The organism is Xanthomonas hortorum, assembly GCF_040279205.1.
GTDB classification, from domain to species: domain Bacteria; phylum Pseudomonadota; class Gammaproteobacteria; order Xanthomonadales; family Xanthomonadaceae; genus Xanthomonas; species Xanthomonas hortorum_F.
This window is the reverse complement of record NZ_JBEOLS010000017.1, coordinates 55,574-77,453: the sequence shown is the minus strand read 5'-3', so window position 1 is coordinate 77,453 and position 21,880 is coordinate 55,574. Positions and strand designations below refer to the sequence as shown.

Sequence of the window (21,880 nt, the reverse complement as noted above, 5' to 3'; positions counted from 1 at the left end):
ACGCACGTCATGCATTGCTTGCAACTAGGCACACCGACCATCTTGATTGGCCCTTGCCCGCCCACCATCGCGGGACCTTACGCGGCATGGATGCCGCGTAAGAGCCTACATGGATGTACTTGCGGCGTGTCCCGCGATGGTGGGCGGGCAAGGGCCCTGCAGCCAAGCCGCAGATCATCCGCCCTACAGCTAAGACCCAAATCATCCGCTCAGCAACGGACCGGCATGAAGTCGTTTTTAGCAGTTCTAAATCAGTGCTGCATTTAGAGCGACTAACAAAACTACTGCGCGGCCGTCAGGCGTGCGCGGATGGTGCTCGGAATCCTCATGTACCACGCTTACACTCCGGTCCCTGCGCGCCGTCCACGCCCATCTGACGACCGCTCGCTACATTTTGTTAGCCGCTTTTAGTCGGCAGGCTGCGCGCCCGCCTGGCGGTGAGCGCAATGGCGCCCGAGCGCCGCGCTTACTCTTCGCTTATCGGCGCGACATAGCCATCCGGCTTATCGGCGTTGCGCTCGAACAGGAACTTCTGCAATTCGGCTTCGAGAAACGCGCGGTGCTTGGGGTCGCGTGGCGAGAGCCGGTTTTCGTTGATCAGCATGGTCTGATGCGCCAACCACGCCTGCCATGCGGTCTTGCCGATGTGTGCGAACACACGCTGGCCGAGTTCGCCGGGATACGGCACAAAATCCAGGCCGTCGGTGTCGCATTGCTGGTACTGGCAGAACACGGTGCGTGACATGCAAATTCCCTTGGATGCGCGCTCAACGTGCGCGCTTGGAGTGTGAGTGCGCCTTACAGAGCGTCGAGCAGTTTGCGGATCGGCGCTGGCAGGCCCAGCGATGCGAGATCGGCGCGGGCCACCCAGCGCAGATCGTCATTGTCGCGCACCGCTGTACGCAGCGCGACCTTGCGGATGCGCAACGGCTGCAGATGCAGGCGGTAGTGGCTGAAGGTGTGCACGATCAGCGGCATCTCATCGGCGCGCTCGTAATCACCTTGGATATGCGTGGCGAACCATGCGCGCATGCCGCTGTCGGTCTCGGCCTGTGGCAACGTCCATAGCGAAGCCCAGATACCGGTTGGCGGGCGGCGCTGCAGCAGGATCTGGTTGTCTGCGTTTTCCAGCAGCAGCGCGGTGGCTTCGCGCTCGGGTAATTGTTTGCCGGGCTTGGGCGTGGGCAGTGCTTCCACCAGGCCATCGCGACGCGCCACGCAATCGTCCTGCAGTGGGCACAGCACGCAGGCCGGTTTTGCGCGTGTGCATAGCGTGGCGCCGAAATCCATTTGCGCCTGCGTGTAGTCGGCCAGGCGGCCGGCCGGCACATGTGCGACATGCGTCGTGGCCAACTGCCATAACTGCTTTTCGATCACCGGCAGGCCGGGATAGCCGGCAATGCCATGGAAGCGCGTCATCACGCGTTTGACGTTGCCGTCCATGATCGCAAAGCGATCGTTCCAGGCCTGGCTGAGGATGGCGCCCGCCGTGCTGCGGCCGATGCCGGGCAGCGCGAGCAGCGCATCGAAATCACGCGGCAACTCGCCGTCGTGCAAGGCGACGCATTGCTTGGCGGCCGCATGCAGGTTGCGTGCACGTGCGTAGTAGCCCAACCCGGCCCAATGCGCCATCACGGTGTCGTTGTCGGCCGCAGCCAGGTCGGCCAGGGTCGGGAAGCTGGCGACGAATTTCTGGAAATACGGAATGACCACCGCGACCTGGGTCTGCTGCAGCATGATTTCCGACAGCCACACGCGGTAGGGCGCGCGCGGATGTTGCCAGGGCAGATCGTGACGACCGTGGCCGTCGAACCAGTGCAGCAGGCGGTGGACGAAAGCGTCAGCGGCGGGCGTGGCGTGGTCGGCTGGCATGGGCTCTGCTGGCGATGACTTCATAACGGCGGCAGACGCAGGCAAGCGTCTGCCGATCAGCTGCCCAACGCTTCCGGCAGCAACGCATCGACGAAGGCGACCGGGTCGAACACGCGCAGATCTTCCGGGCGCTCGCCGATGCCGGCAAAGCGGATCGGAATATTGAACTCGCGCGCCAGCGCGAACACCACGCCGCCCTTGGCGGTGCCGTCGAGCTTGGTGACCACCAGTCCGGTGACGCCGACGGCGGCATGGAACTGGCGCAGCTGCGAAATGGCGTTCTGGCCGGTGGTGCCGTCGATGACCATCAGCACTTCGTGCGGTGCGGCGGCGTCGATCTTGCCGAGCACACGGCGGATCTTGCCGAGTTCGTTCATCAGGCCGGTCTGGGTGTGCAGGCGGCCGGCAGTGTCGGCGATCAACACTTCGGTGCCGCGCGCCTTGGCCGCCTGCAGCGCATCGAACGCCACCGAGGCGGCATCGGCGTTTTGCCCCTGCGCGATCACGGCCACGCCGTTGCGGTCGCCCCAGGCCTGCAATTGCGCCACCGCAGCGGCGCGGAAGGTGTCGCCGGCGGCCAGCATCAAGCTGTTGCCTTCGTCCTTGAAACGCTTGGCGAGCTTGCCGATGGTAGTGGTCTTGCCAACGCCGTTGACGCCCACGGTGAGGATCACGAACGGCTTGACCGAGCGATCGATGACCAATGGTTTGGAGACCGGCTGCAGCAGCGCGATGAGATCGGCGCGCAGCGCCTTGAACATCGCCTGTGCATCGACGAACTCGCGCGACTTCATGCGCTTGCGCAGGCCTTCGACCAATGCAGTGGTCGCGCCGATGCCGACGTCGGCGGTGATCAGTGCGGTCTCGATCTCGTCGAGCAGATCGTCGTCGAGCTTGGGGTTGCGCGAGAACAAACCGCCGAAGCTGCGCGCGAAGGTGCTGTTGCGCAGACGATCGCGCCAGCCCGGCTTGCCGGCCGGGGCTGCGGGTAGCGCATCGCGCTGGCCGAGGATGCCGTCGTTGTCCCGGTTAGTCGGCAGCGGGGTGCTGACGACGACCGGTGGGGTGACGACGGGCGTGGCGACGGTGGGGGTTACGGCAACGGCCGGAGCTGCAGACGTCGGTGCAGCGGCAGGCGGTGCAACGACAGCTGGTGTTGCAGCCGGCGCAGCAGCAGGTGTGGCAGTCGTCGATGGAGCGGTAGGTGCAAGTGCAAGCGCAGGAGTAGCAGTCTGCGACGGCGTTGCCGGCTGCGCGGGTGCAGCAGCAGGCAGCACTGGCGCGGTGTGTGGCTGCGCGACAACCGGCGCCACCACCACTGGAGTGGGGGCAGTAGGCGTGACCGGCGGTTTGGGATCAGGCAGCGCCTGCAATGCCGAAGGCGCGGGCGTTGCCGGCGGGGCAGGCGCGGTGGGCACTGCGGCGATGCTCTGCGCCTGACCGGTACGCGCGGCGATATCTTGCGCAAGCTGCTCGGCCGGAGCGGCAGCGGGGGTGGGAGTCGCCGGCTCGGCCTGTGCGGGAGCAGGTGTGGCAACCGGTACAGCAACCGGCACCGCTGCTGGCGTGCCGCTCGGCGCAGCAGCTGGCATGGCCTCAACCGGCGAAACCGGGGTGGCGGCAGAAGGTGCGGTCGGAAATGCGGCTGCCAGTTCTTCCAGGCTGTAGCGCGAGGTACGCGCGCTGTCGGGCGTGGTTGGCTTGTTGCGGCGAAAGAAGCTGGCCATTGGCAACGCAGTTGGGGAAACCCGAAATTCTACCATCCGGGCTCTGGCTCGCCTTGACGCGACCTTCAGCGCCGCCTCATCCGGGGCAGCATCCGACGCGCTGCATGGTCGCCGCAGGGACCGTGCAAACCGCATCGCAATGGCAACCCCAATCCTGCCGAATTCGGCATTTGTGCCAGCCGTATGTCAGCGCCGATTTTTTGCTTACAACTGACCTTTGAGCGCGCGGTAATCGCGCGGCGTCATGCCGACCGTGGCCTTGAATTGACGTGCGAACGCGCTCTGGTCGGCAAAGCCGCAGCGTTGCCCGATGCTGGCGATGCTGTCGTCGCCGTACAGCAGCCGCATCGCCGATTCGATGCGCAGCTTGGTCAGCAGTTGCTGCGGGGTCACCTGGAATACGCGGCGGAAATGCCGCTCCAGCTGCGCCACCGACAAGCCGGCCAGGTCGGCCAGACTCTGCACGCGCAGGTTGTCGCCGAAGTTGGCCTGCATGTGCTCCATCACCTGGCTCAAGCGTTCGTAAGCGGAGTGACGGCTGTCGGGCTGTCCCAGATCGCGCGAAATACCCACGATGCCGATCACTTCGTCGGCTTCGCACAGCGGGCGCTTGAAGGTCAGGCACCAGCCGGGCAGGCGATTGGGGTACAGATGCACCTCCAATTGATTGTCGATGAGCTCGCCGCACAGCACGCGGCGGTCCTGCATCATGTAGCTTCCGCCCAGCGGCAGCGGAAACACTTCCAGCGGCGAGCGGCCAATGATTTCGCTGCGCAGCTTGCGTCCCAGCCGGCGCACGAGCGTAAGGTTGCAGTGGGTGTAGCGGCCCTGCCCATCCTTGATGAAGAACACCACGTCCGGCAGTGCGTCGAACAGCGTCTGCATTTCCAGCGCGGGAAGGTTGAGGTCCATCGGCGTCATGGTGGCGGTCACGATTGACGGCTGCACGAAAGGCGCGGCCCAGCAATGATCCTAGCGCAAACGCGGGGCTGTGAACCGGGTTGTCGATTGTGCAGATTTCCGCATTTGCAACTCGCATTGGACGCTAGTCGCCTGCCAGCCCGCAGTGGGAGCATGAGCCATGCACACCATCGACGTCATCGACTCCCATACGGCCGGCGAACCTACCCGCGTGGTCCTCTCCGGCTTCCCCGATCTGGGCAATGGCGATCTGGCGCAGTGTCGCGAGCGCTTTCGCAGCGAGTTCGATCAGTGGCGCAGCGCGATCGCCTGCGAACCGCGCGGCTCGGACACCATGGTCGGCGCCTTGTTGCTGCCGCCACGCGACCCTAGCGCCTGCACCGGGGTGATCTTCTTCAACAACGTCGGCTACCTGGGTATGTGCGGACACGGCACCATCGGAGTGGTGCGCACGCTGGCTACGCTGGGGCGCATCACGCCGGGCCAGCACCGCATCGAAACCCCGGTCGGCACGGTCGGCGTGGAGCTGGCCGAAGACGGCACGGTGTCGGTCGACAATGTCGAGAGTTATCGCTTTGCGACCGGCGTGGAGGTGGACGTGCCCGGTCACGGCCGCGTGCGCGGCGATGTGGCCTGGGGCGGCAACTGGTTTTTCATCACCGAGCAGGCGCCGTGCGTGCTGGATCTGGCGCATCAGCGCGAGTTGACCGCCTATACCGAAGCGATCCGTCTGGCCTTGGAAGCGGCCGGCATCACCGGTGAGGCCGGTGGCGAGATCGACCATATCGAAGTCAATGGCCCCGCGCCCGACGGCAGCGGCCTGGCACGTAATTTCGTGCTGTGCCCGGGCCTGGCCTACGACCGCTCGCCGTGCGGCACCGGCACCAGCGCCAAACTGGCCTGCCTGGCCGCCGACGGCAAGCTGGGCGAGGGCGAGCACTGGGTGCAGCAAGGCATTCTGGGTAGCACGTTCGAAGGCAGTTATCGGTTGAGTGGGCGTGGCATTGCGCCGCGCATCAGCGGGCATGCCTACATCACCACGCGCTCGCAGTTGTCGATCGACCCGGCCGACCCGTTCGCCTGGGGCATCGTTGCCTGATGCACCAGCTGCCGCGCGCGCAGGGAAGTGCCGGCGCAGCGCCTGCTGCGTCAGCCGCCGTGTCCGCGGCCGCGCAGACTGGTGATGCGGCGGCTGCATACGCCGCTGCACGAACAGACACGCACACATCGCCGGTCGCTGCGTCCACGCGACGCAGTTACGACCTGATCGTGGTGGGCGCAGGCATTGTCGGCGCGGCCTGCGCCGAGGCGGCGGCTGGCGAAGGGCTGCGCGTGGCGATCGTCGAGCCGGGGCCGATCGGCGGCGGTTCCACCGCTGCGGCGATGGGGCACCTGGTAGCGATGGATGACGACCCGGCCGAGTTGGCGTTGTCGGCGTACTCGTTACGGCTGTGGGAGCGATTTGCGCAACTGAGCGAGGCCGAATTCAGCCGCTGCGGCACGCTGTGGGTGGCGCGCGATGCGCGCGAACTGGCGGCGGTGCCGGCCAAGATCGCGCGGCTGGCGGCGGCCGATCTGCATGCCGAAGCCATCGACGCGACGCAGTTGTACGCGCTGGAACCGCAACTGGTGCCGGGCCTGGCCGGCGGCATGCGCGTGCCCGGTGAGGCCGTGGTGTATCCGCCGCGGGTGGCGCGGCATCTGGTGAGCCTGGCCTGCAAGGCGGGCGCGCAGCTGTTTGCCGGCCGCAAGGTGGAGCAGTTGCAGGCGCATGGGGTGCGTCTGGACGACGGCCAGCTGTTGGCCGGCCCGGTGCTGGTGGCCAGCGGTGTGGCATTGCCGCAGTTGCTGCCCGAGCTGGCATTGCGCCCACGCAAGGGCCATCTGGTCATCACCGATCGGCATCCGGGCTTGATCCGGCATCAGTTGCTGGAGTTGGCCTACGCGGATTCGGCGCATGGCGCCGACGACACCAGCGTGGCGTTCAATGTGCAGCCGCGACCGACCGGGCAGATCCTGATCGGCTCCTCGCGCCAGTTCGGCGAGCACGATCGCGCGCTGTCGATGCCGGTGCTGCAGCAGATGCTGCAACGTGCCTTCGCCTATCTGCCGGTGTTGCGCGAGTTGCAGGCGATCCGGGTGTGGACCGGGTTGCGCCCGGCCACACCGGACGGGCGGCCGTATCTGGGGGCGGTGCCCGGCCGGCGCGATGTGTGGGTGGCCGCCGGTCACGAGGGGCTGGGTGTCACCACGGCGCTGGGGAGCGCACGGGTGATTGTGGATAGCCTGCTCGGGCGCACGCCGGCTATCGACCCGAGCCCGTATGCACCGGCGCGCGCCGTGCACGGTGCAGCCGCATGAGCACGACAGTGCGTCTGCACGTGGATGCGCAACTGGTCGAAGTGCCGGCCGGCGCCAGCGTTGCCGCAGCGGTGGCGCTGGCGACGCTGCAGTTTCGGCAATCGTGCAGTGGCCAGCCGCGCGCGCCGTTGTGTGGCATGGGCGTGTGTTTCGAATGCCGGGTGCGTATCGACGGCATCGGCCAGCAACGCGCCTGCCTGGTGGATGCGCGCGACGGCATGCAGGTACGCACCGATGGCTGAGCGCGTGCAGCATTTCGACGTGTTGGTGATCGGCGCCGGCCCGGCCGGCCTGGCGGCGGCGCAGGCGGCGGCCAGTCACAGCGTGCGCGTGGGCGTTGTCGACATGCAACCGCGTGCCGGCGGGCAAGTGTGGCGCAGCGATGTGCAGCACGGCGCGCCGGCCGATGCGCGCGCGCTGTTGCAACAGGTGCAGGGCGATGCGTCGATCACGCTGCTGACGCGCACGCAGATTCTGTTGGCGCAGCCGGGTTGGCTGTTGGCCGATGGCCCGGACGGCACGCTGCAACTGCATTACGCCGCGCTGGTGCTGGCCACCGGCGCGCGCGAATTGCTGATGCCATTCCCGGGCTGGACCTTGCCCGGCGTGACCGGCGCCGGCGCGGCGCAGGCGCTGGCCAAACAGGGCTGGCCGCTGGCCGGCAAGCGCGTAGTCGTCGCTGGCAGCGGCCCGTTGCTGCTGGCCAGTGCGGCCACCTTGCAACGGCATGGCGCACAGGTGCTTGGCATCCACGAACAAACGTCTGCAGCTGCGTTGCGGCAGTTCGCATTGCAGTTGTGGCGCTGGCCGGGCAAGGCGGCGCAGGCGGTGTCGTTGCGCTTGCAGTTGCGCGCGGTGGCGTATCGCGCCGGCAGCTTTGTCGTATCCGCACACGGCGACACGCAACTGCGCGAAATCGAAATCGAAGGGCCTGCCGGTCGTACGCGTATCGCCTGCGATCAACTGGCCGTTGGCTATGGCTTGGTGCCCAATACCGAACTCGCGCAACTGCTGGGGTGTCAACTGGAAGCCTGGGGCGCGCATCAGCAAGTACGCGTGGATGCGTTGCTGCGCACCAGTGTCACCCAGGTCTTTGCTGCGGGCGAAGCCTGCGGCATCGGCGGGCGCGATTGCGCGCTGATCGAAGGCGCGATGGCCGGGCATATGGCCGCCGACGCGCCGGACGCTGCACTGCGCCTGCAGCCGCAGCGGCGTGCTGCGCGTGCGTTCGCGCAGTTATTGCAACAGCAGTTCGCACTGAACCCAGGCATCCGCACGCTGGCCCAACCCGACACGCTGGTGTGCCGCTGCGAAGACGTGCCGCTGGGCGCGTTGGACAACTTCAACGATGCACGCGATGCCAAGCTCGCTTCGCGCTGCGGCATGGGCGCCTGCCAGGGCCGCATTTGCGGCACTGCGCTGGCCGAACTGGGGCGCTGCCCGCCCGAACTTTCCACCGACGCCGGCCGCCGGCCGCCGTTGTTCCCGGTCCGCCTCGCGGCGTTGGCCGACCCGTTCACTTCCGACTCGCAAGGGAATCATCCATGAGTATTGCTGCGTTCTGGCACGGCGTGTTGCCGGCCATCACCACCCCGTTCACCGCCTCCGGTGAGATCGACCACGACTTCCTGGGCAAGCACGCCAATCAGCTGGTGGACGCCGGTTGCACCGCGATCGTGCCGCTGGGCTCGCTGGGCGAAGCGGCCACCTTGAGCGTGGACGACAAGCTGGCCGTGCTCAAGACGCTGATCACTGCATTGAACGGCCGCGTGCCGGTGGTGCCGGGCATCGCCAGCCTGGCGACCGGCGAAGCGGTGGCGCTGGCGAAGGCCGCAAAGGAACTAGGTTGCGGCGGCTTGATGGTGTTGCCGCCGTATGTGTATTCCACCGATTGGCGCGAGATGGGCGCGCATGTGCGCGCGGTGATCGCCGCGACCGATCTGCCGGTGATCCTGTACAACAACCCGGTGGCCTACAAGACCGACTTCGGCCCGGCGCAGATCGCCGAGCTGGCCGCCGAATTCCCGAACCTGCAGGCAGTAAAGGAATCCTCGGGCGATGTGCGCCGCTTCGCCGCGTTGCAGGAACTGCTGGGCGATCGTCTGGCGCTGCTGGTCGGCATGGACGATGCCATCGTCGAAGGCCTGAGCATGGGCGCCAAGGGCTGGATCGCCGGTCTGGTCAATGCGTACCCGAAGGAATCGGTGCACCTGTTCGAACTCGCGCGCGATGGCGGGTATCCGGCGGCCAAGGAACTCTACGACTGGTTCCTGCCACTGTTGCGCCTGGATACCGTGCCCAAGTTCGTGCAGTTGATCAAACTGGTGCAGGAAAAAGTGGGCATCGGCAGCGAGCGCGTGCGCGCCCCGCGCCTGGTGGTCGACGGTGCAGAGCGTGAGGCGGCGCTCAAGGTCATCGATCATGCGATCGCCACTGCGCCGAAACTGTCCTGACGATGATGTCTTGCTGCACGCGATTGGCTGAGCGCCGCGCACGGAATCACGCGCTGACGTGGCGGCCGATGTAGCGAGACGTGTGTCGATGACGATGTCGCATCGCTGCGACATCCTCGTCGCTCCTGGTCGGCCGCTGCCGCACGGTGCGCAGGGTCCGTCCTCATGCAACTGTTCCATGCAACCGAAGGTGCCGCAATGAACGACACGATCCACTCCATCCCCTTGCAGCAGGCCGAGGTATTGCTGGCCGGCCAGTGGCAAGCCAGCCGCGATGCGACCGGCAGCTTCCGTGCGGCCGACCCGACCAAGGGCGAGGCGATCGGGCCGCAATTCCCGGTCAGCGGTGCGGACGACATCGAGACGGCGATTGCGGCGGCGCAAGCGGTTGCAGCAGAGCTTGCGGCAGCACCGGTCGAACAGATCGCCGCGTTTCTGGATGCCTATGCCGATGCGCTGGACGCCGATGCCGACACGCTGGTGGCGCTTGCGCATGCAGAAACCGCATTGCCGGCGCCCACGCGCTTGCGCGGCAACGAACTGCCGCGTACCAGCGGTCAATTGCGCCAAGCCGCACAGGCAGTGCGCAGTTACAGCTGGACCCAACCCATCATCGATACCGCTGCCGATCTGCGTTCGCATCTGGCGCCGTTGGGCAAGCCAGTGTTGGTGTTTGGCCCGAACAATTTCCCGTTCGCTTTCAATGCGATTGCCGGCAGTGATTTCGCCTCGGCCATTGCCGCGCGCAACCCGGTGATCGCCAAGGCGCACCCGCTGCATCCGGCCACCAGCCAGCGCATGGCGCAGCTTGCGCATGCAGCGTTGGTCGCGGCGGGCCTGCCGGCTGCGGCAGTGCAGTTGCTGTATCACTTCGACAACGCGATAGGTGTGCGACTGGCCGGCGATGCGCGGCTGGGGGCGATCGGCTTCACCGGTAGCCGCGCAGGCGGGCTGGCGCTGAAAGCGGCCGCCGATGCGGCCGGCGTGCCGTTTTATGCGGAGCTCTCCAGCGTCAACCCGGTGTTCCTGCTGCCGGGCGCACTGGCCGAACGCGGTGCCGCGTTGGCGCAGGAATTCTTTTCCTCGTGCACCTTGGGTAGCGGCCAGTTCTGCACCAATCCCGGCGTGGTGGTGGTGCCGCATGGCGAAGCGGGCGATGCGTTCGTTGCCGCGACCACGGCGCATTTCGACGCCGCCATGCCGATGGTGCTGTTTTCCAGCTCCGGCGTTGAAGGTGTGCAACGCGGTGTGGCGGCCTTGCGCGCTGCCGGCGCCGCGCTGCTTGCCGGTGGGCATACCGGCGAAGACGGGTATCGCTATGCGCCGACCTTGTTGAATGTGGAGGCGCCGGCATTCATCGCAAACCCGCAGGCGCTGCAGACCGAGGCCTTCGGCCCGGTGAGCCTGCTGGTGCGTGCGCGCGACGTGGCGCAGATGACGCAAATCGCCGCTGCATTCGAAGGCAACCTCACCGGCACCCTGTACCGCGCGGCCGATGGCAGCGACGATGCGGCCTGGCAGGCCATCGCCCCGGTGCTGCGGGCACGGGTGGGGCGCTTGATCAACAGCAAGATGCCGACCGGCGTGGCGGTGAGCGCGGCGCAGAATCATGGCGGGCCGTTCCCCAGCACCGGGCACCCGGGCTTCACCGCGGTGGGCATGCCCGGTTCGATCCGCCGCTTCGCCGCCTTGCACAGCTACGACGCGGTGCCGGACGCCCTGCTGCCGGCCGACCTGCGCCAGCGCAATCCGGGTGGTGTGGTGCGCCTGGTCGATGGGCAATGGAGCGCCGCCGACCTCGGAGCCGGCGCATGAGCAGCCAGATCGGCGGGCTGTCGCTGGAACAGGCGCGCGCGCAATTGACGCCGTGGACGCAGCGCGCCGCGCCGATCGCCGCGCACGAATACGCACAGCGCATCGAACGCGCACGCCGCCTGATGCGCGCGCACGGCGTGGATGCGCTGTTGATCGGCGCCGGCACCTCGCTGCGCTATTTCACCGGCGTGCCCTGGGGCGCGAGCGAGCGCCTGGTCGCGCTGCTGCTCACGCTGGACGGCGACCCGGTGCTGATCTGCCCCGCGTTCGAAGAAGGCTCGCTGGATGCGGTGCTGAAGATTGCGGTCGCCAAACATCTGTGGGAAGAACACGAGGACCCGTACGCGCTGGTGGTGCAGGTGATGGACGACCGCCACGCGCATGCACTGGCGCTGGATCCGGGCATCGCCTTTGCCGTGCACACCGGCCTGCGCGCGCACCTGGGCACGGCGATCCGCGATGCCGCGGCCATCATCGACGGCTGCCGCATGTGCAAGTCACCGGCCGAGCTGGCGCTGATGCAGCAGGCCTGCGACATGACCTTGCTGGTGCAGCGGCTGGCCGCCGGCATCGCCCAGGAGGGCATCGGCACCGACCAGCTGGTGCGCTTCATCGACGAAGCGCATCGCGCGCTGGGCGCGGACAACGGCTCGACCTTCTGCATCGTGCAGTTCGGCCATGCCACCGCGTTTCCGCACGGCATTCCCGGCGTGCAGTACCTGCGCGCAGGCGAGCTTGTGCTGATCGACACCGGCTGCACCGTGCAGGGCTACCACTCCGATATCACCCGTACCTGGATCTACGGGACGCCCAATGCTGCGCAACAGCGCATCTGGGACCTGGAACAGGCTGCGCAGGCGGCGGCGTTTGCGGCGATACGCCCAGGCATCGCCTGCGAAGCAGTGGATCAGGCGGCGCGCAAGGTACTAGAGGCGGCAGGGCTGGGCCCCGACTATCGCTTGCCCGGCCTGCCGCATCGCACCGGTCACGGCTGCGGACTGGCGATCCATGAAGCGCCGTACCTGGTGCGCGGCAATGCGCAGCCGCTGCTGCCGGGCATGTGCGCCAGCAACGAGCCGATGATCGTGGTGCCCGGCGAGTTCGGCGTGCGCCTGGAAGACCATTTTTATGTCACCGATGCCGGCGCGCAGTGGTTTACGCCGCCATCGCTGGCGATCGACCAACCGTTTGCATGAGCCTGCACATGTTTACGAACGCGTAGGAGCGCACCCGGGCGCGACGGGCATTCCCGATAAAGCCGTCGCGCTCAGGCGCGCTCCTACAGCCGCCATTGCATCTTGGAGTAACTGCATGAACCACCTGCGTCCTGTCGCCATCGGCCTGCTGGCCGCCGCACTGTTCACTGCCTGCAAGCCGGCGCCGCCCGCAGCCGAGACAACGGCTGCGGGCACTTCGGCGCCGAGCAGCGAACAGGCCGCCAAGGCCTTCGACGCGCTGCTGGACAAGCAATGGCAGTACCAGCTGCAGCACAACCCGGAGTTCGCCAGCATCATCGGCGACAAACGTTACAACGATCGTTGGAGCGACTATTCGCTTGAGGCCGTGCAGGCAGAACGCACCGCCACTGCCGAGCTGCTCAAGCAGTTCGAGGCGATCGACAGCAAGGCGCTGGACGAGCAACGCCAGCTCAGCTTGCAGATGATGCTCGGCCAGCTGCGTGACAAGCTGGAGGGCATCGACCTGAAGACCTATGCGATGCCGCTGGAGCCGATCGGCGGCATCCAGTTGGGGTTGGCAGGCTATGGCGATGCGTTTCCGTTCGAGAACGCCAAGGATTATCAGGACTACATCAAGCGCCTGCAGACGATTCCCACGGTGATCGATCAGGTGATCGCGGTGTCGCGGCAGGGTGCTAAAGAGGGTCTCACCCAGCCGCGTTATCTGCTGGAGCGCCTGCCCGAGCAGATCGACAAGATCGCTGCGCTGACCGGCGAGCAGAGCCCATTCGCCTCGCCGTTAAAAAAACTCGATGCCGCGGTGCCGGCTGACCAGCGCGACGCGCTACGCAAGCAACTGCTCGCCGCGATTGCGCAGCAGGTGCGCCCGGCCTACGGCAAGCTGGCCGCCTTCGTGCGCGATGAATATGCCGCGCAAGGGCGCGCGCAGGAAGGTGTGTGGTCGCTGCCCGATGGTGAGCGTCGCTATCGCTACGCCATCCATACCCAGACCACCACCGACATGGCGCCGGAGGAGATCCATCAGATCGGTTTGAAGGAAGTCGCGCGCATCGAAGGCGAGATGACGGTGATCGCCAAGGCGCAGGGCTTTGCGGATCTGGCCAGCTTCCGCAAGGCGGTGGACACCGACAAACGCCACTTCGCCAGCTCCGGCGAGCAGATCCTGCAGCAGTACCGCGATTACATCGCCGCAATGCAGCCGGAACTGCCCAAGCTGTTCGGCCACCTGCCGAAAACACCGCTGGAAGTACAGGCAATGCCGGCATTCCGGCGCAGCGCGCCCGGCGCCGAGTACTGGCAAAGCAATCCGGAAGGCACCAAGCCGGCGATCGTGAAGGTCAATACCAGCGACTTCGCCAGCCGCACCCTGATCAATATCGAAACCACCGCGTATCACGAGGGCGTGCCGGGCCATCACCTGCAGATCTCGCTTGCGCAGACGCTACCATTGCCGCCGTTCCGCCAGCAGGCCGGCTACAACGCCTACATCGAAGGCTGGGCGCTGTATGCCGAGCGGCTGGGCAAGGAGATCGGCTTCTTCAAGGATCCGTACAACGATTACGGTCGCCTCTCAGGCGAGTTGTTGCGGGCCAACCGCCTGGTGCTCGACACCGGCGTGCATTACAAGCGCTGGAATCGTCAGCAGATGGTGGAGTTCTTCCACGCGCATCCGTCCGACGACGAGCCCAGCATCCAGTCCGAAACCGACCGCTATATCGTCTGGCCGGGCCAGGCGCTGGGGTACAAACTGGGGCAGCTGCAGATTCTGGCGCTGCGTGCCGAGGCCGAAAAGGAGCTCGGCGCTCGCTTCGACGTGCGCGCCTTCCATGATGCGGTGCTCGGCGGCGGCGCGATGCCGCTGGCGATGTTGCAGCAACGCGTGCGGCAGTGGATTGCACAGGCCAAAGCTGCGCCGGAGGCGCGCGGATGAAGACGAGCAGCGCTTTACGCGCGAGCGCATTGAGTGTGTTGATTGCCGCAAGCTTGAGTGGCGTTGCTGCGGCCGCCCAGGCCGCCGAGCCGGTCGCCGCCACGCAGAACACCGCCACTCAGAACGCGGCAGCCGCGCGCTTCAAGGCGCTGTACACGCGCGAATGGCGCTGGCGCCAGGCACAGTTGTCCGGCGCGGTGGATGAAGACAACCAGGCCACGCAAGACAAGCAGTCCGACCATCTGCCCAAGGTCGATGTGGCCACGCAAAACCAGCGCACCGCGTACTGGCAACAGGCGTTGAAGGAACTGGATGCGATTCCGGCGGCGCAGTTGTCGGCCGAAGACCAGGTGAGTTATCAGGTGTATCGGCAGCAGTTGCTGGTGCTGCTGGACCAGCAGCATTTTCGTGCCTGGGAAATGCCGTTCAACAGCGACTCGGCGTTCTGGAGCGATCTGGGCTTCAGCGCCGAAGCCAAGTTGCGCACGCGCGAGGACTACCAGCGCTATCTGAAGATGCTGGCCGATATCCCGCGCTATTTCGCCGAACACACCGACAATATGCGTGCCGGCCTGGCGCGTGGTTTCAGCCAGCCCAGGGTGACACTGACCGGACGCGACCAGTCCATCGCCGATGTGGTGCAAGCCAAGGGCGAGGCCAATCCGTTCTACGCACCGTTCAAGCAGATGCCGGCGACGCTGCCGGCCGATGTACAGGCGCAACTGCGGCAGCAGGCAGTGCAGACCATCGATGCGCAGGTGCTACCGGCCTACGCCAAGCTGCTGGACTTCATCCGCAACGAGTACCAGCCGCGCGCACGCACCACGCTGGCCGGCGAGGCATTGCCGGATGGCCAGGCCTACTACCGCGCGCAGATCCGCGAGTTCACCACGCTCGATCTGAGCCCCGATCAAATCCATCAGATCGGCCTGCAGGAAGTGGCCAAGCTGCGCACGCAGATGGATCAGACCATCGTCGCCAGCGGCTTCAAGCCATCGGCCGGGCAGGCGGTGTTTCCTGCGTTCCTGCATTTCCTGCGCAGCGACCCGCAGTTCTATGCCAAGACGCCGGAAGAATTGCTCAAGCAGGCTGCATGGATCGCTAAGCGCGTGGATGCCAAGGTGGGCGATTACATCGGCCGGCTGCCGCGCCGACGCTTCGCCATCGAACCGGTGCCGCCGGAGTTGGCGCCGTTCTATACCGGCGGCCGTGGCGGTCCCGGCATCTATCTGGTCAACACCTACAACCTGCCATCGCGGCCGTTGTACAACCTGACCGCATTGACGTTGCACGAGTCATCGCCCGGCCACGCACTGCAGATGCCGCTGGGGGCAGAAGCGCAAGGGCTACCGGAGTTCCGCCGCTATGGGTTCATCTCCGCCTATGGCGAGGGCTGGGCCTTGTACTCGGAGTATCTGGGCCAGGAAATGGGCATGTACGACACGCCCTATGATCGCTTCGGTTACCTGACCTACCAGATGTGGCGCGCCTGCCGTTTGGTGATCGACACCGGCATCCACCACAAGGGCTGGACGCGCGCGCAGGCGCACGCCTACCTGCGCGACAACACCGCGCTGAGCGAGCATGAGGTCACCACCGAGGTGGATCGCTATATCGCCTGGCCGGGGCAGGCGTTGTCGTACTACCTGGGCGAGTTGAAAATTCTTGAGTTGCGTCGCAAGGCCGAAGCCGCCTTGGGCGAGACATTCGACCTGCGCCATTTCCACGATGCGGTGCTGCAGACCGGCTCGGTGCCGTTGCCGGTGCTGGAGGCGCGCATCGACCGGTTCATTGCCGACGGTGGTGTCTCGCCGTATGCCGCCGAAGACGCTGCCGAGTCACCGGCGGCAGATGCCAAGGCGGCTGCCAGCGACTGATCCACGTAAAACCCGCTGACGTTTTTCGCAACAGCAACAGCGCTTTCCACTCTTCGGGGCGACGAATGACCACACACGGTGCGACCACGCAAGGCAAGTTCCACAAGCGACTCAGCCTGACCGACCTGACCTTTATCGGGCTGGGGTCGATCTTCGGCTCGGGCTGGCTGTTTTCGGCCAGCCATGTCTCTTCCATCGCCGGGCCGGCCGGCATCTTTTCGTGGATACTGGGCGGCATCGCGGTGCTGCTGCTGGGGCTGGTGTATTGCGAATTGGGGGCGGCATTGCCGCGTGCCGGCGGGGTGGTGCGCTACCCGGAGTATTCGCATGGCGCCTTGCTCGGTTCGTTGACCGGCTTCATCACCTTGATCGCGTTTTCCAGTTTGATCGCGATCGAAGTGGAAGCCGCGCGCCAATATGCGGCGGCGTGGTTTCCCGTGCTCAATCAGGCCAACGGCTCGCACCCAAGCATCTGGGGTTGGTTGGTACAGCTGGCCCTGCTACTGCTGTTTTTCCTGCTCAACTATTTCAGCGTCAAGACCTTTGCGCTGGCCAACAACATCGTCAGCGTGTTCAAGTTTCTGGTGCCGATCCTGGTGATCGTGCTGCTGATGAAGCACTTCAATCCGGGCAATCTCACCGTGCACGGGTTTGCGCCTTCGGGCATGGCCGGAGTGGAAGCGGCGATCTCCGCCGGCGGCATCATCTTCGCCTACCTGGGCCTGACGCCGATCGTGTCGGTGGCAAGTGAGGTGCGCGACCCGCAGCGCAATATTCCGATCGCCTTGATCTTGTCGGTGGCCTTGTCCACGGTGATCTATGTGCTGCTGCAGCTGGCGTTTCTGGGCAGCATTCCGGCTGCGCAATTGGCGCCTGGCTGGAGCGGTATCGACAAGGTGTTTGCACTGCCGTATCACGACATTGCGTTGGCCTTAGGCATGGCGTGGTTGGCCGCGTTGGTGATCTGCGATGCGATGGTCTCGCCCAGCGGCACCGGCAATATCTACATGAATGCCACCCCGCGCGTGGTGTACGGCTGGGCGCGTAGCGGCGGGTTCTTGCCGGTGCTGACGCGGGTGGATCCGCAATCGGGCATTCCGCGACCGGCGTTGTGGTTGAGCCTGGGCCTGTCGATCTTCTGGACGTTGCCGTTTCCCTCGTGGGAGACCTTGATCGGCGTGGTGTCGGCGGCACTGGTGCTGAGCTATGCAGTGGCGCCGGTCACCGTGGCCGCGTTGCGCCGCAGCGCGCCGGACCTGCCGCGGCCGTTCCGGGTGCGTGGCTTCGCGGTGCTGGGGCCGCTGTCGTTCATTGTCGCCGCCTTGATCATCTACTGGTCCACCTGGCCCACCTTGTCGTGGTTGCTTGGCCTGCAGGTGCTCGCGTTCGTGCTGTACGTGCTGTATCGCTTGCCCTCACGCGAGGGCCGTGCACGCTTGCTGCGGCAGGTGCGTGCATCGCTGTGGTTGATCGTGTTCTTCGTGCTGGTGATGGCGGTGTCGTGGGCGGGCACGTTCGGCGGTCACGGCTGGATCGCGCATCCGTTCGATACCTTGAGCGTGGCGGTGATTGCGTTCTTCATTTACCACTGGGGTGCGCGTAGTGGCTTGCGCAGCGATGAGCTGGCGCTGGAGGAGGACGATGGCGAGTGAGCTGCGGCGTGAGGCGCGCGTGTCGCACTGGTTGCGTGGCTGCTTGAATGGGTTGGCTGCGTGCATCGTGGTGCTATCGACTGCTGCGCAGGCGGCGCCAAGCGTGGCCGATTACCAACGCTCGCTGGGGTTGCGCGAACAATGGAGCACGTTGACCGAGAACGTGGCGTGGCCCGCGCAATGGAAGGACAGCGGCGCGTTTTACTACCGCAAGACGGTGCCTGGCGGATTCGCCTTTGTCAGCATGGACGTCGCTACGCTGCAGAAAAAACCGGCCTTCGATCAACTGCGCGTGGCGCAGGCATTGCAGGCGGCGACCGGTAAGACCTACACGGCGCTGCAGTTGCCGTTCGAGCGCTTTGCGTATGCACAAGACGGCGAGGATGACGCCGTTGCGATCCGCTTCGAGCTTGGCGAAGAGATCTGGCGTTGCACGCTGACGAGCTACCGCTGCGCACGCGATGATGCCGGCACGCAGGTACGTCCACGCGGCTTCGGTGTGGTGCGCGAGCCTGGAGTGCCAGCCGACAACACGCCACGTCGTTCGCCCGATGGCCGTTGGGAAGCGCTGGCCGATGGCTGGAATCTGCTCCTGCGTCGCGTTTCCGATGGGCAGCTGACCCGGCTCAGCACCGATGGCCGTGCAGAGGATTATTTCGATCCGGAGAGCATCGCCTGGTCGCCGGATTCGCAGCGGCTGGCGGTGTATCGCGTGCGTCCCGGCCTTGCCCGCCGCGTCACCCGTGTGGAGGCTGCGCCTGCGGGCGGCGGCCAACCTGTCGTGCGCACCCAGCTGTATCCCAAGCCGGGCGACGCGGTGGATGTGGAGCGGCCGGTGGTGTTCGCCGTGGACGGCACGCGCCAGGACGTGGAGACCGGCTTGTTCGCCAATCCGTATGTGCTGTCGCCTTTGCAGTGGCGCAGTGATGGCCGCAGCGTGAGCTTCGACTATGTGCAACGCGGCTTTCAACGCATGCGGGTGATTGCGGTGGACGCGCAGACAGGTCGCGCGCATGTTGCGGTCGGCGAGGACACGTCTACATTCGTGTATGCCGACCGTAGCTTCCGTCACGACGTAAATGGGCGCGGTGATGAACTGCTGTGGATTTCCGAGCGTGACGGTTGGCGGCATCTATATCTGTTCGATGGCCGCAGCGGCAAGCCCAAGCGGCAACTCACGCATGGTGCGTGGGTCGTGCGCGATGTGTTGCGCGTGGACGATGCGCAGCGGCGCATCTGGTTCACCGCCAGCGGCATGGATGCCGGCAAGGACCCTTACTACCGGCAGCTCTACAGCGTGGATTTCGACGGCCGCCAGTTGACCCGGCTGACCCACACCGACGCCGATCACGATGTGGCGATTGCAGAAGACGGCCGCCATTACGTCGATGTCTACTCGCGGCCGGATCTGCCGCCGGTGATGGAGCTGCACGCCATCGATGGTCGACTGCTGCAGCAAGTGGAGCAGGGCAACATCGACAAGTTGCTGGCAGCCGGCTGGCGCGCGCCGGAGACCTTCGTGGCCAAGGGCCGCGATGGGCGCACCGACATCTGGGGCATGGTGGTGCGCCCGCGCGATTACGATCCGAGCAAGAAATATCCGGTGATCGAGAATATCTACGCCGGACCGCACGACTCCTTTGTGCCCAAGACGTTCTGGCCGTTCGGCTATCACTCCGGTGGCGACAAGCAGATCGGCATGCAGGCGCAGGCCGATCTGGGCTTTATCGTGGTGATGATCGACGGCATGGGCACCGCCAATCGCTCCAAGGCCTTTCACGATGTCGCGTGGAAAAACCTCGGCGATTCCGGCTTTCCCGATCGCATTGCCTGGCATCGCGCGTTGGCCGCAAAAGATCCGTCCTACGATATCGGCCGGGTCGGCATCTATGGCGCTTCGGCCGGTGGGCAGAGCACGCTGGGCGCGCTCGAGCGGCATCCGGATTTCTACAAGGTGGGCGTGGCATTTGCCGGTTGCTACGACAACCGCATGGACAAGATCAGCTGGAACGAGCAGTGGATGGGCTGGCCGGTGGATGCCAGCTATGCGCAGGCCTCGGGCGTTGTCAACGCAGCCAAGTTGCAAGGCGATCTGCTGCTGATCGTCGGCGAGCAGGACAGCAACGTGGATCCGGCCTCCACCGCGCAGGTGGTCGATGCGTTGATCAAGAGCGGCAAGGACTTCGACCTGCTCAACGTGCCCGGTGGCGAGCATTCGGTGGGCCGGTCCAGCGGGCCGATCGACTATGTGCAGCGCCGCCAGTACGACTTCTTCGTGCGCCATCTGCGCCATGAACCCACACCGCATTGGAATTCACTACCGTCGGAGGCGCGATGATGCGTTTGTTTGCCTTGAAAGTTGCGCAACCGCGCGGCCGTATCGCAGGCCTGCTGTGGTCGCTCGCAATGTTGGCCGGTAGCACGCCGCTGTTGGCCAATGCAGAAGACCTGCCGCGCTTCGTTACTCAAAACGGCCGCCATGCGGTGTTCGTCGATGGCGCGCCGTATACCGTACTGGCCGCGCAGCTGCACAACTCCAGCGCGTGGCCGGCCGTGCTGCCCAAGGTGCTGGACGAAGTGGTCGCGCTGCATGCCAACACGGTGGAAGCGCCGGTGTACTGGGAGCAGTTCGAGCCATCGCCCGGGCGCTTCGATACCGCCAATGTGGATGCTTTGATTGCCGGCGCGCGCAAGCGTGGGCTGCGTGTGGCGTTGTTGTGGTTCGGCAGCTGGAAGAACGGCCAGATGCATTACGTCCCCGAATGGATCAAGCGCGACGAGGCCACCTACCCGCGCATGCGCGACGCCAACGGCGAACCGGTAGACGTGTTGTCGCCGCATGTGGCCGCCAACGTACAGGCCGATGCGCGTGCGTTTACCGCGTTGATGCAGCACCTGCGCAAGGTCGATGGCGACCGCCACACGGTGATCCTGGTACAGGTGGAAAACGAGCCCGGCGCGATCGGCACGGTGCGCGACCATGGCCCGGCCGGCGAGGCGGCGTTCGCGCAGCCCGTGCCTGCCACAATCGCGCAAGCGCTGGGTAAACCGCAGGGCAGTTGGCAGCAGCTGTTCGGTGCCGAAGCCGCCGAAGCCTTCAATGCGTATGCCACCGCGGCGTATATCGAACAGGTGGCCGCGGCCGGCAAGCGCGTGTATCCGCTGCCGCTCTACGTCAACACCTGGCTGCGCTACAAGGGCAAGCGTTATCCGGGGCTGGATTATCCCTCCGGCGGCGCGACGGTGAACATGTTCGCGCTGTGGCGCGCGGCCACGCCTTCGATCGATTTCATCGGCACCGATATCTATACCAACGATTACAACGAATACACCAAGGTCATCGGCCAGTACGCGCGGCCGGACAACCCGGCCTGGGTGTCGGAAACCGGCTTCGAGGCGGCGACGGCGCCGTATCTGTTTCATGTGCTGGGGCAGGGGGGAATCGGTTTTTCGGTGTTCGGCATGGATGGCAACCAGGACAGCGCCGCCAACCGCGCCGCGATCGCTGCGCATGCGGCCAACTTCAAGTTGCTGGCGCCGTTGCAGCGGATCCTGGCCCAGGCGGCCTTCGACGGCCGGCTGCAGGCGGTGGCCGAACAGCCCGGCGCGCCGCAACGCGCGCTGCGCTTCGGCGACTGGCAGGCCAAGGTGTCGTTCGGTGCGCCGATGTGGGGCGATGCGCCGGCGATCCTGCCGGGCAACGACGACCACGCCGGCCGGCTGCTGGTGGCGCAGCTGGGGCCGGAGGAGTTCCTGGTCACCGGCATGGCCGCGCGCATTGAATTTTTCCGCGACGCGGCCGATACCCGTCATGGACAACTGTTGCGGGTGGAGCAGGGGCGGTATGTGGACGGGCGCTGGCAGGTCGAAAGACAGCTCAACGGCGACCAGACCGACTACGGCCTCAACTTCGGTCGTGTGGATGCGGCGGGCGAGGTGCCTGTGGTGTTGCGTGTGCGGGTTGGCACGTATTGAGCGTGCGTTAGGCGACTGCGCAGCCGTGTGGCGGGTGTGGTCGGAGTCGGTGAGTGCTCTAGACCTGGATTGCAGTTTCTGTCCGCCGGTTGTCCTCA

Annotated in this window: 16 protein-coding genes and 1 other RNA gene; 13 read left to right on the top strand and 4 right to left on the bottom strand. The window is 65.9% G+C overall.

All coding sequences use genetic code 11. The annotated features are described in order from the left end of the window. Window positions 1–327: 327 nt before the first annotated feature. A non-coding RNA gene (locus ABS769_RS09285) (sX9 sRNA) lies at window positions 328–403 on the top strand. Between the two features lie 63 nt (window positions 404–466). Here the strand turns inward: ABS769_RS09285 and ABS769_RS09280 are convergent. The 4 genes from ABS769_RS09280 to ABS769_RS09265 form a co-directional block, all read right to left on the bottom strand. Then, on the bottom strand, window positions 467–745 hold the full coding sequence (locus tag ABS769_RS09280) for an oxidative damage protection protein (protein ID WP_317060278.1): 279 nt from the start codon (window positions 743–745) through the stop codon (window positions 467–469). Window positions 746–798: 53 nt separating this feature from the next. After that, window positions 799–1,872 carry an A/G-specific adenine glycosylase gene (gene mutY / locus ABS769_RS09275; protein WP_317060279.1) on the bottom strand — a complete coding sequence of 358 codons (1,074 nt, stop codon included), beginning with the start codon at window positions 1,870–1,872 and terminating at the stop codon, window positions 799–801. 56 nt (window positions 1,873–1,928) lie between these two features. After that, window positions 1,929–3,599 carry a signal recognition particle-docking protein FtsY gene (gene ftsY / locus ABS769_RS09270; RefSeq protein WP_317060280.1) on the bottom strand — a complete coding sequence of 557 codons (1,671 nt, stop codon included), beginning with the start codon at window positions 3,597–3,599 and terminating at the stop codon, window positions 1,929–1,931. Window positions 3,600–3,803: 204 nt separating this feature from the next. Next, window positions 3,804–4,520, bottom strand: coding sequence for an AraC family transcriptional regulator (locus tag ABS769_RS09265; protein WP_006451835.1), 717 nt, complete (start codon window positions 4,518–4,520; stop codon window positions 3,804–3,806). A 160-nt stretch (window positions 4,521–4,680) separates the two neighbouring features. Here ABS769_RS09265 and ABS769_RS09260 point away from each other — a divergent pair, with 160 nt between their 5' ends. From ABS769_RS09260 to ABS769_RS09205, 12 genes are all read left to right on the top strand, one after another. Beyond that, a complete protein-coding gene (locus ABS769_RS09260; RefSeq protein WP_350498148.1) occupies window positions 4,681–5,619 on the top strand; it encodes a proline racemase family protein in 939 nt (312 codons plus the stop codon). Further along, entirely contained in the window at window positions 5,619–6,881 is a 1,263-nt protein-coding gene (locus ABS769_RS09255; RefSeq protein ID WP_317060282.1) for an NAD(P)/FAD-dependent oxidoreductase, read from the top strand. The genes ABS769_RS09260 and ABS769_RS09255 overlap by 1 nt, the downstream gene beginning before the upstream one ends. Continuing rightward, window positions 6,878–7,123, top strand: a complete 246-nt coding sequence (locus ABS769_RS09250) for a 2Fe-2S iron-sulfur cluster-binding protein (RefSeq protein WP_317060283.1) — start codon at window positions 6,878–6,880, stop codon at window positions 7,121–7,123. The genes ABS769_RS09255 and ABS769_RS09250 overlap by 4 nt, the downstream gene beginning before the upstream one ends. Next, complete coding sequence (locus ABS769_RS09245; protein WP_317060284.1) at window positions 7,116–8,429, top strand: FAD/NAD(P)-binding oxidoreductase; 1,314 nt, start codon at window positions 7,116–7,118, stop codon at window positions 8,427–8,429. The genes ABS769_RS09250 and ABS769_RS09245 overlap by 8 nt, the downstream gene beginning before the upstream one ends. After that, window positions 8,426–9,334, top strand: a complete 909-nt coding sequence (locus tag ABS769_RS09240; RefSeq protein ID WP_317060286.1) for a dihydrodipicolinate synthase family protein — start codon at window positions 8,426–8,428, stop codon at window positions 9,332–9,334. Before ABS769_RS09245 ends, ABS769_RS09240 begins: the two co-directional genes overlap by 4 nt. A 198-nt stretch (window positions 9,335–9,532) precedes the next feature. Then, on the top strand, window positions 9,533–11,149 hold the full coding sequence (locus tag ABS769_RS09235; protein WP_317060288.1) for an aldehyde dehydrogenase family protein: 1,617 nt from the start codon (window positions 9,533–9,535) through the stop codon (window positions 11,147–11,149). Next, on the top strand, window positions 11,146–12,345 hold the full coding sequence (locus tag ABS769_RS09230) for a M24 family metallopeptidase (protein WP_317060289.1): 1,200 nt from the start codon (window positions 11,146–11,148) through the stop codon (window positions 12,343–12,345). Before ABS769_RS09235 ends, ABS769_RS09230 begins: the two co-directional genes overlap by 4 nt. 115 nt (window positions 12,346–12,460) lie before the next feature. Then, complete coding sequence (locus ABS769_RS09225; RefSeq protein ID WP_317060291.1) at window positions 12,461–14,278, top strand: DUF885 domain-containing protein; 1,818 nt, start codon at window positions 12,461–12,463, stop codon at window positions 14,276–14,278. Then, window positions 14,275–16,155 (top strand): DUF885 domain-containing protein, encoded by a 1,881-nt coding sequence (locus tag ABS769_RS09220; protein ID WP_317060292.1) that lies wholly within the window; start codon window positions 14,275–14,277, stop codon window positions 16,153–16,155. The genes ABS769_RS09225 and ABS769_RS09220 overlap by 4 nt, the downstream gene beginning before the upstream one ends. A gap of 65 nt (window positions 16,156–16,220) precedes the next feature. Further along, the gene (locus ABS769_RS09215; protein ID WP_317060293.1) at window positions 16,221–17,807 is read left to right on the top strand and encodes an APC family permease; all 1,587 of its coding nucleotides are present in this window, start codon (window positions 16,221–16,223) and stop codon (window positions 17,805–17,807) included. After that, window positions 17,797–20,145, top strand: coding sequence for a S9 family peptidase (locus ABS769_RS09210; RefSeq protein ID WP_317060294.1), 2,349 nt, complete (start codon window positions 17,797–17,799; stop codon window positions 20,143–20,145). Before ABS769_RS09215 ends, ABS769_RS09210 begins: the two co-directional genes overlap by 11 nt. Next, window positions 20,142–21,782, top strand: coding sequence for a DUF5597 domain-containing protein (locus ABS769_RS09205; RefSeq protein ID WP_317060295.1), 1,641 nt, complete (start codon window positions 20,142–20,144; stop codon window positions 21,780–21,782). The genes ABS769_RS09210 and ABS769_RS09205 overlap by 4 nt, the downstream gene beginning before the upstream one ends. The last annotated feature ends 98 nt before the right edge of the window (window positions 21,783–21,880 follow it).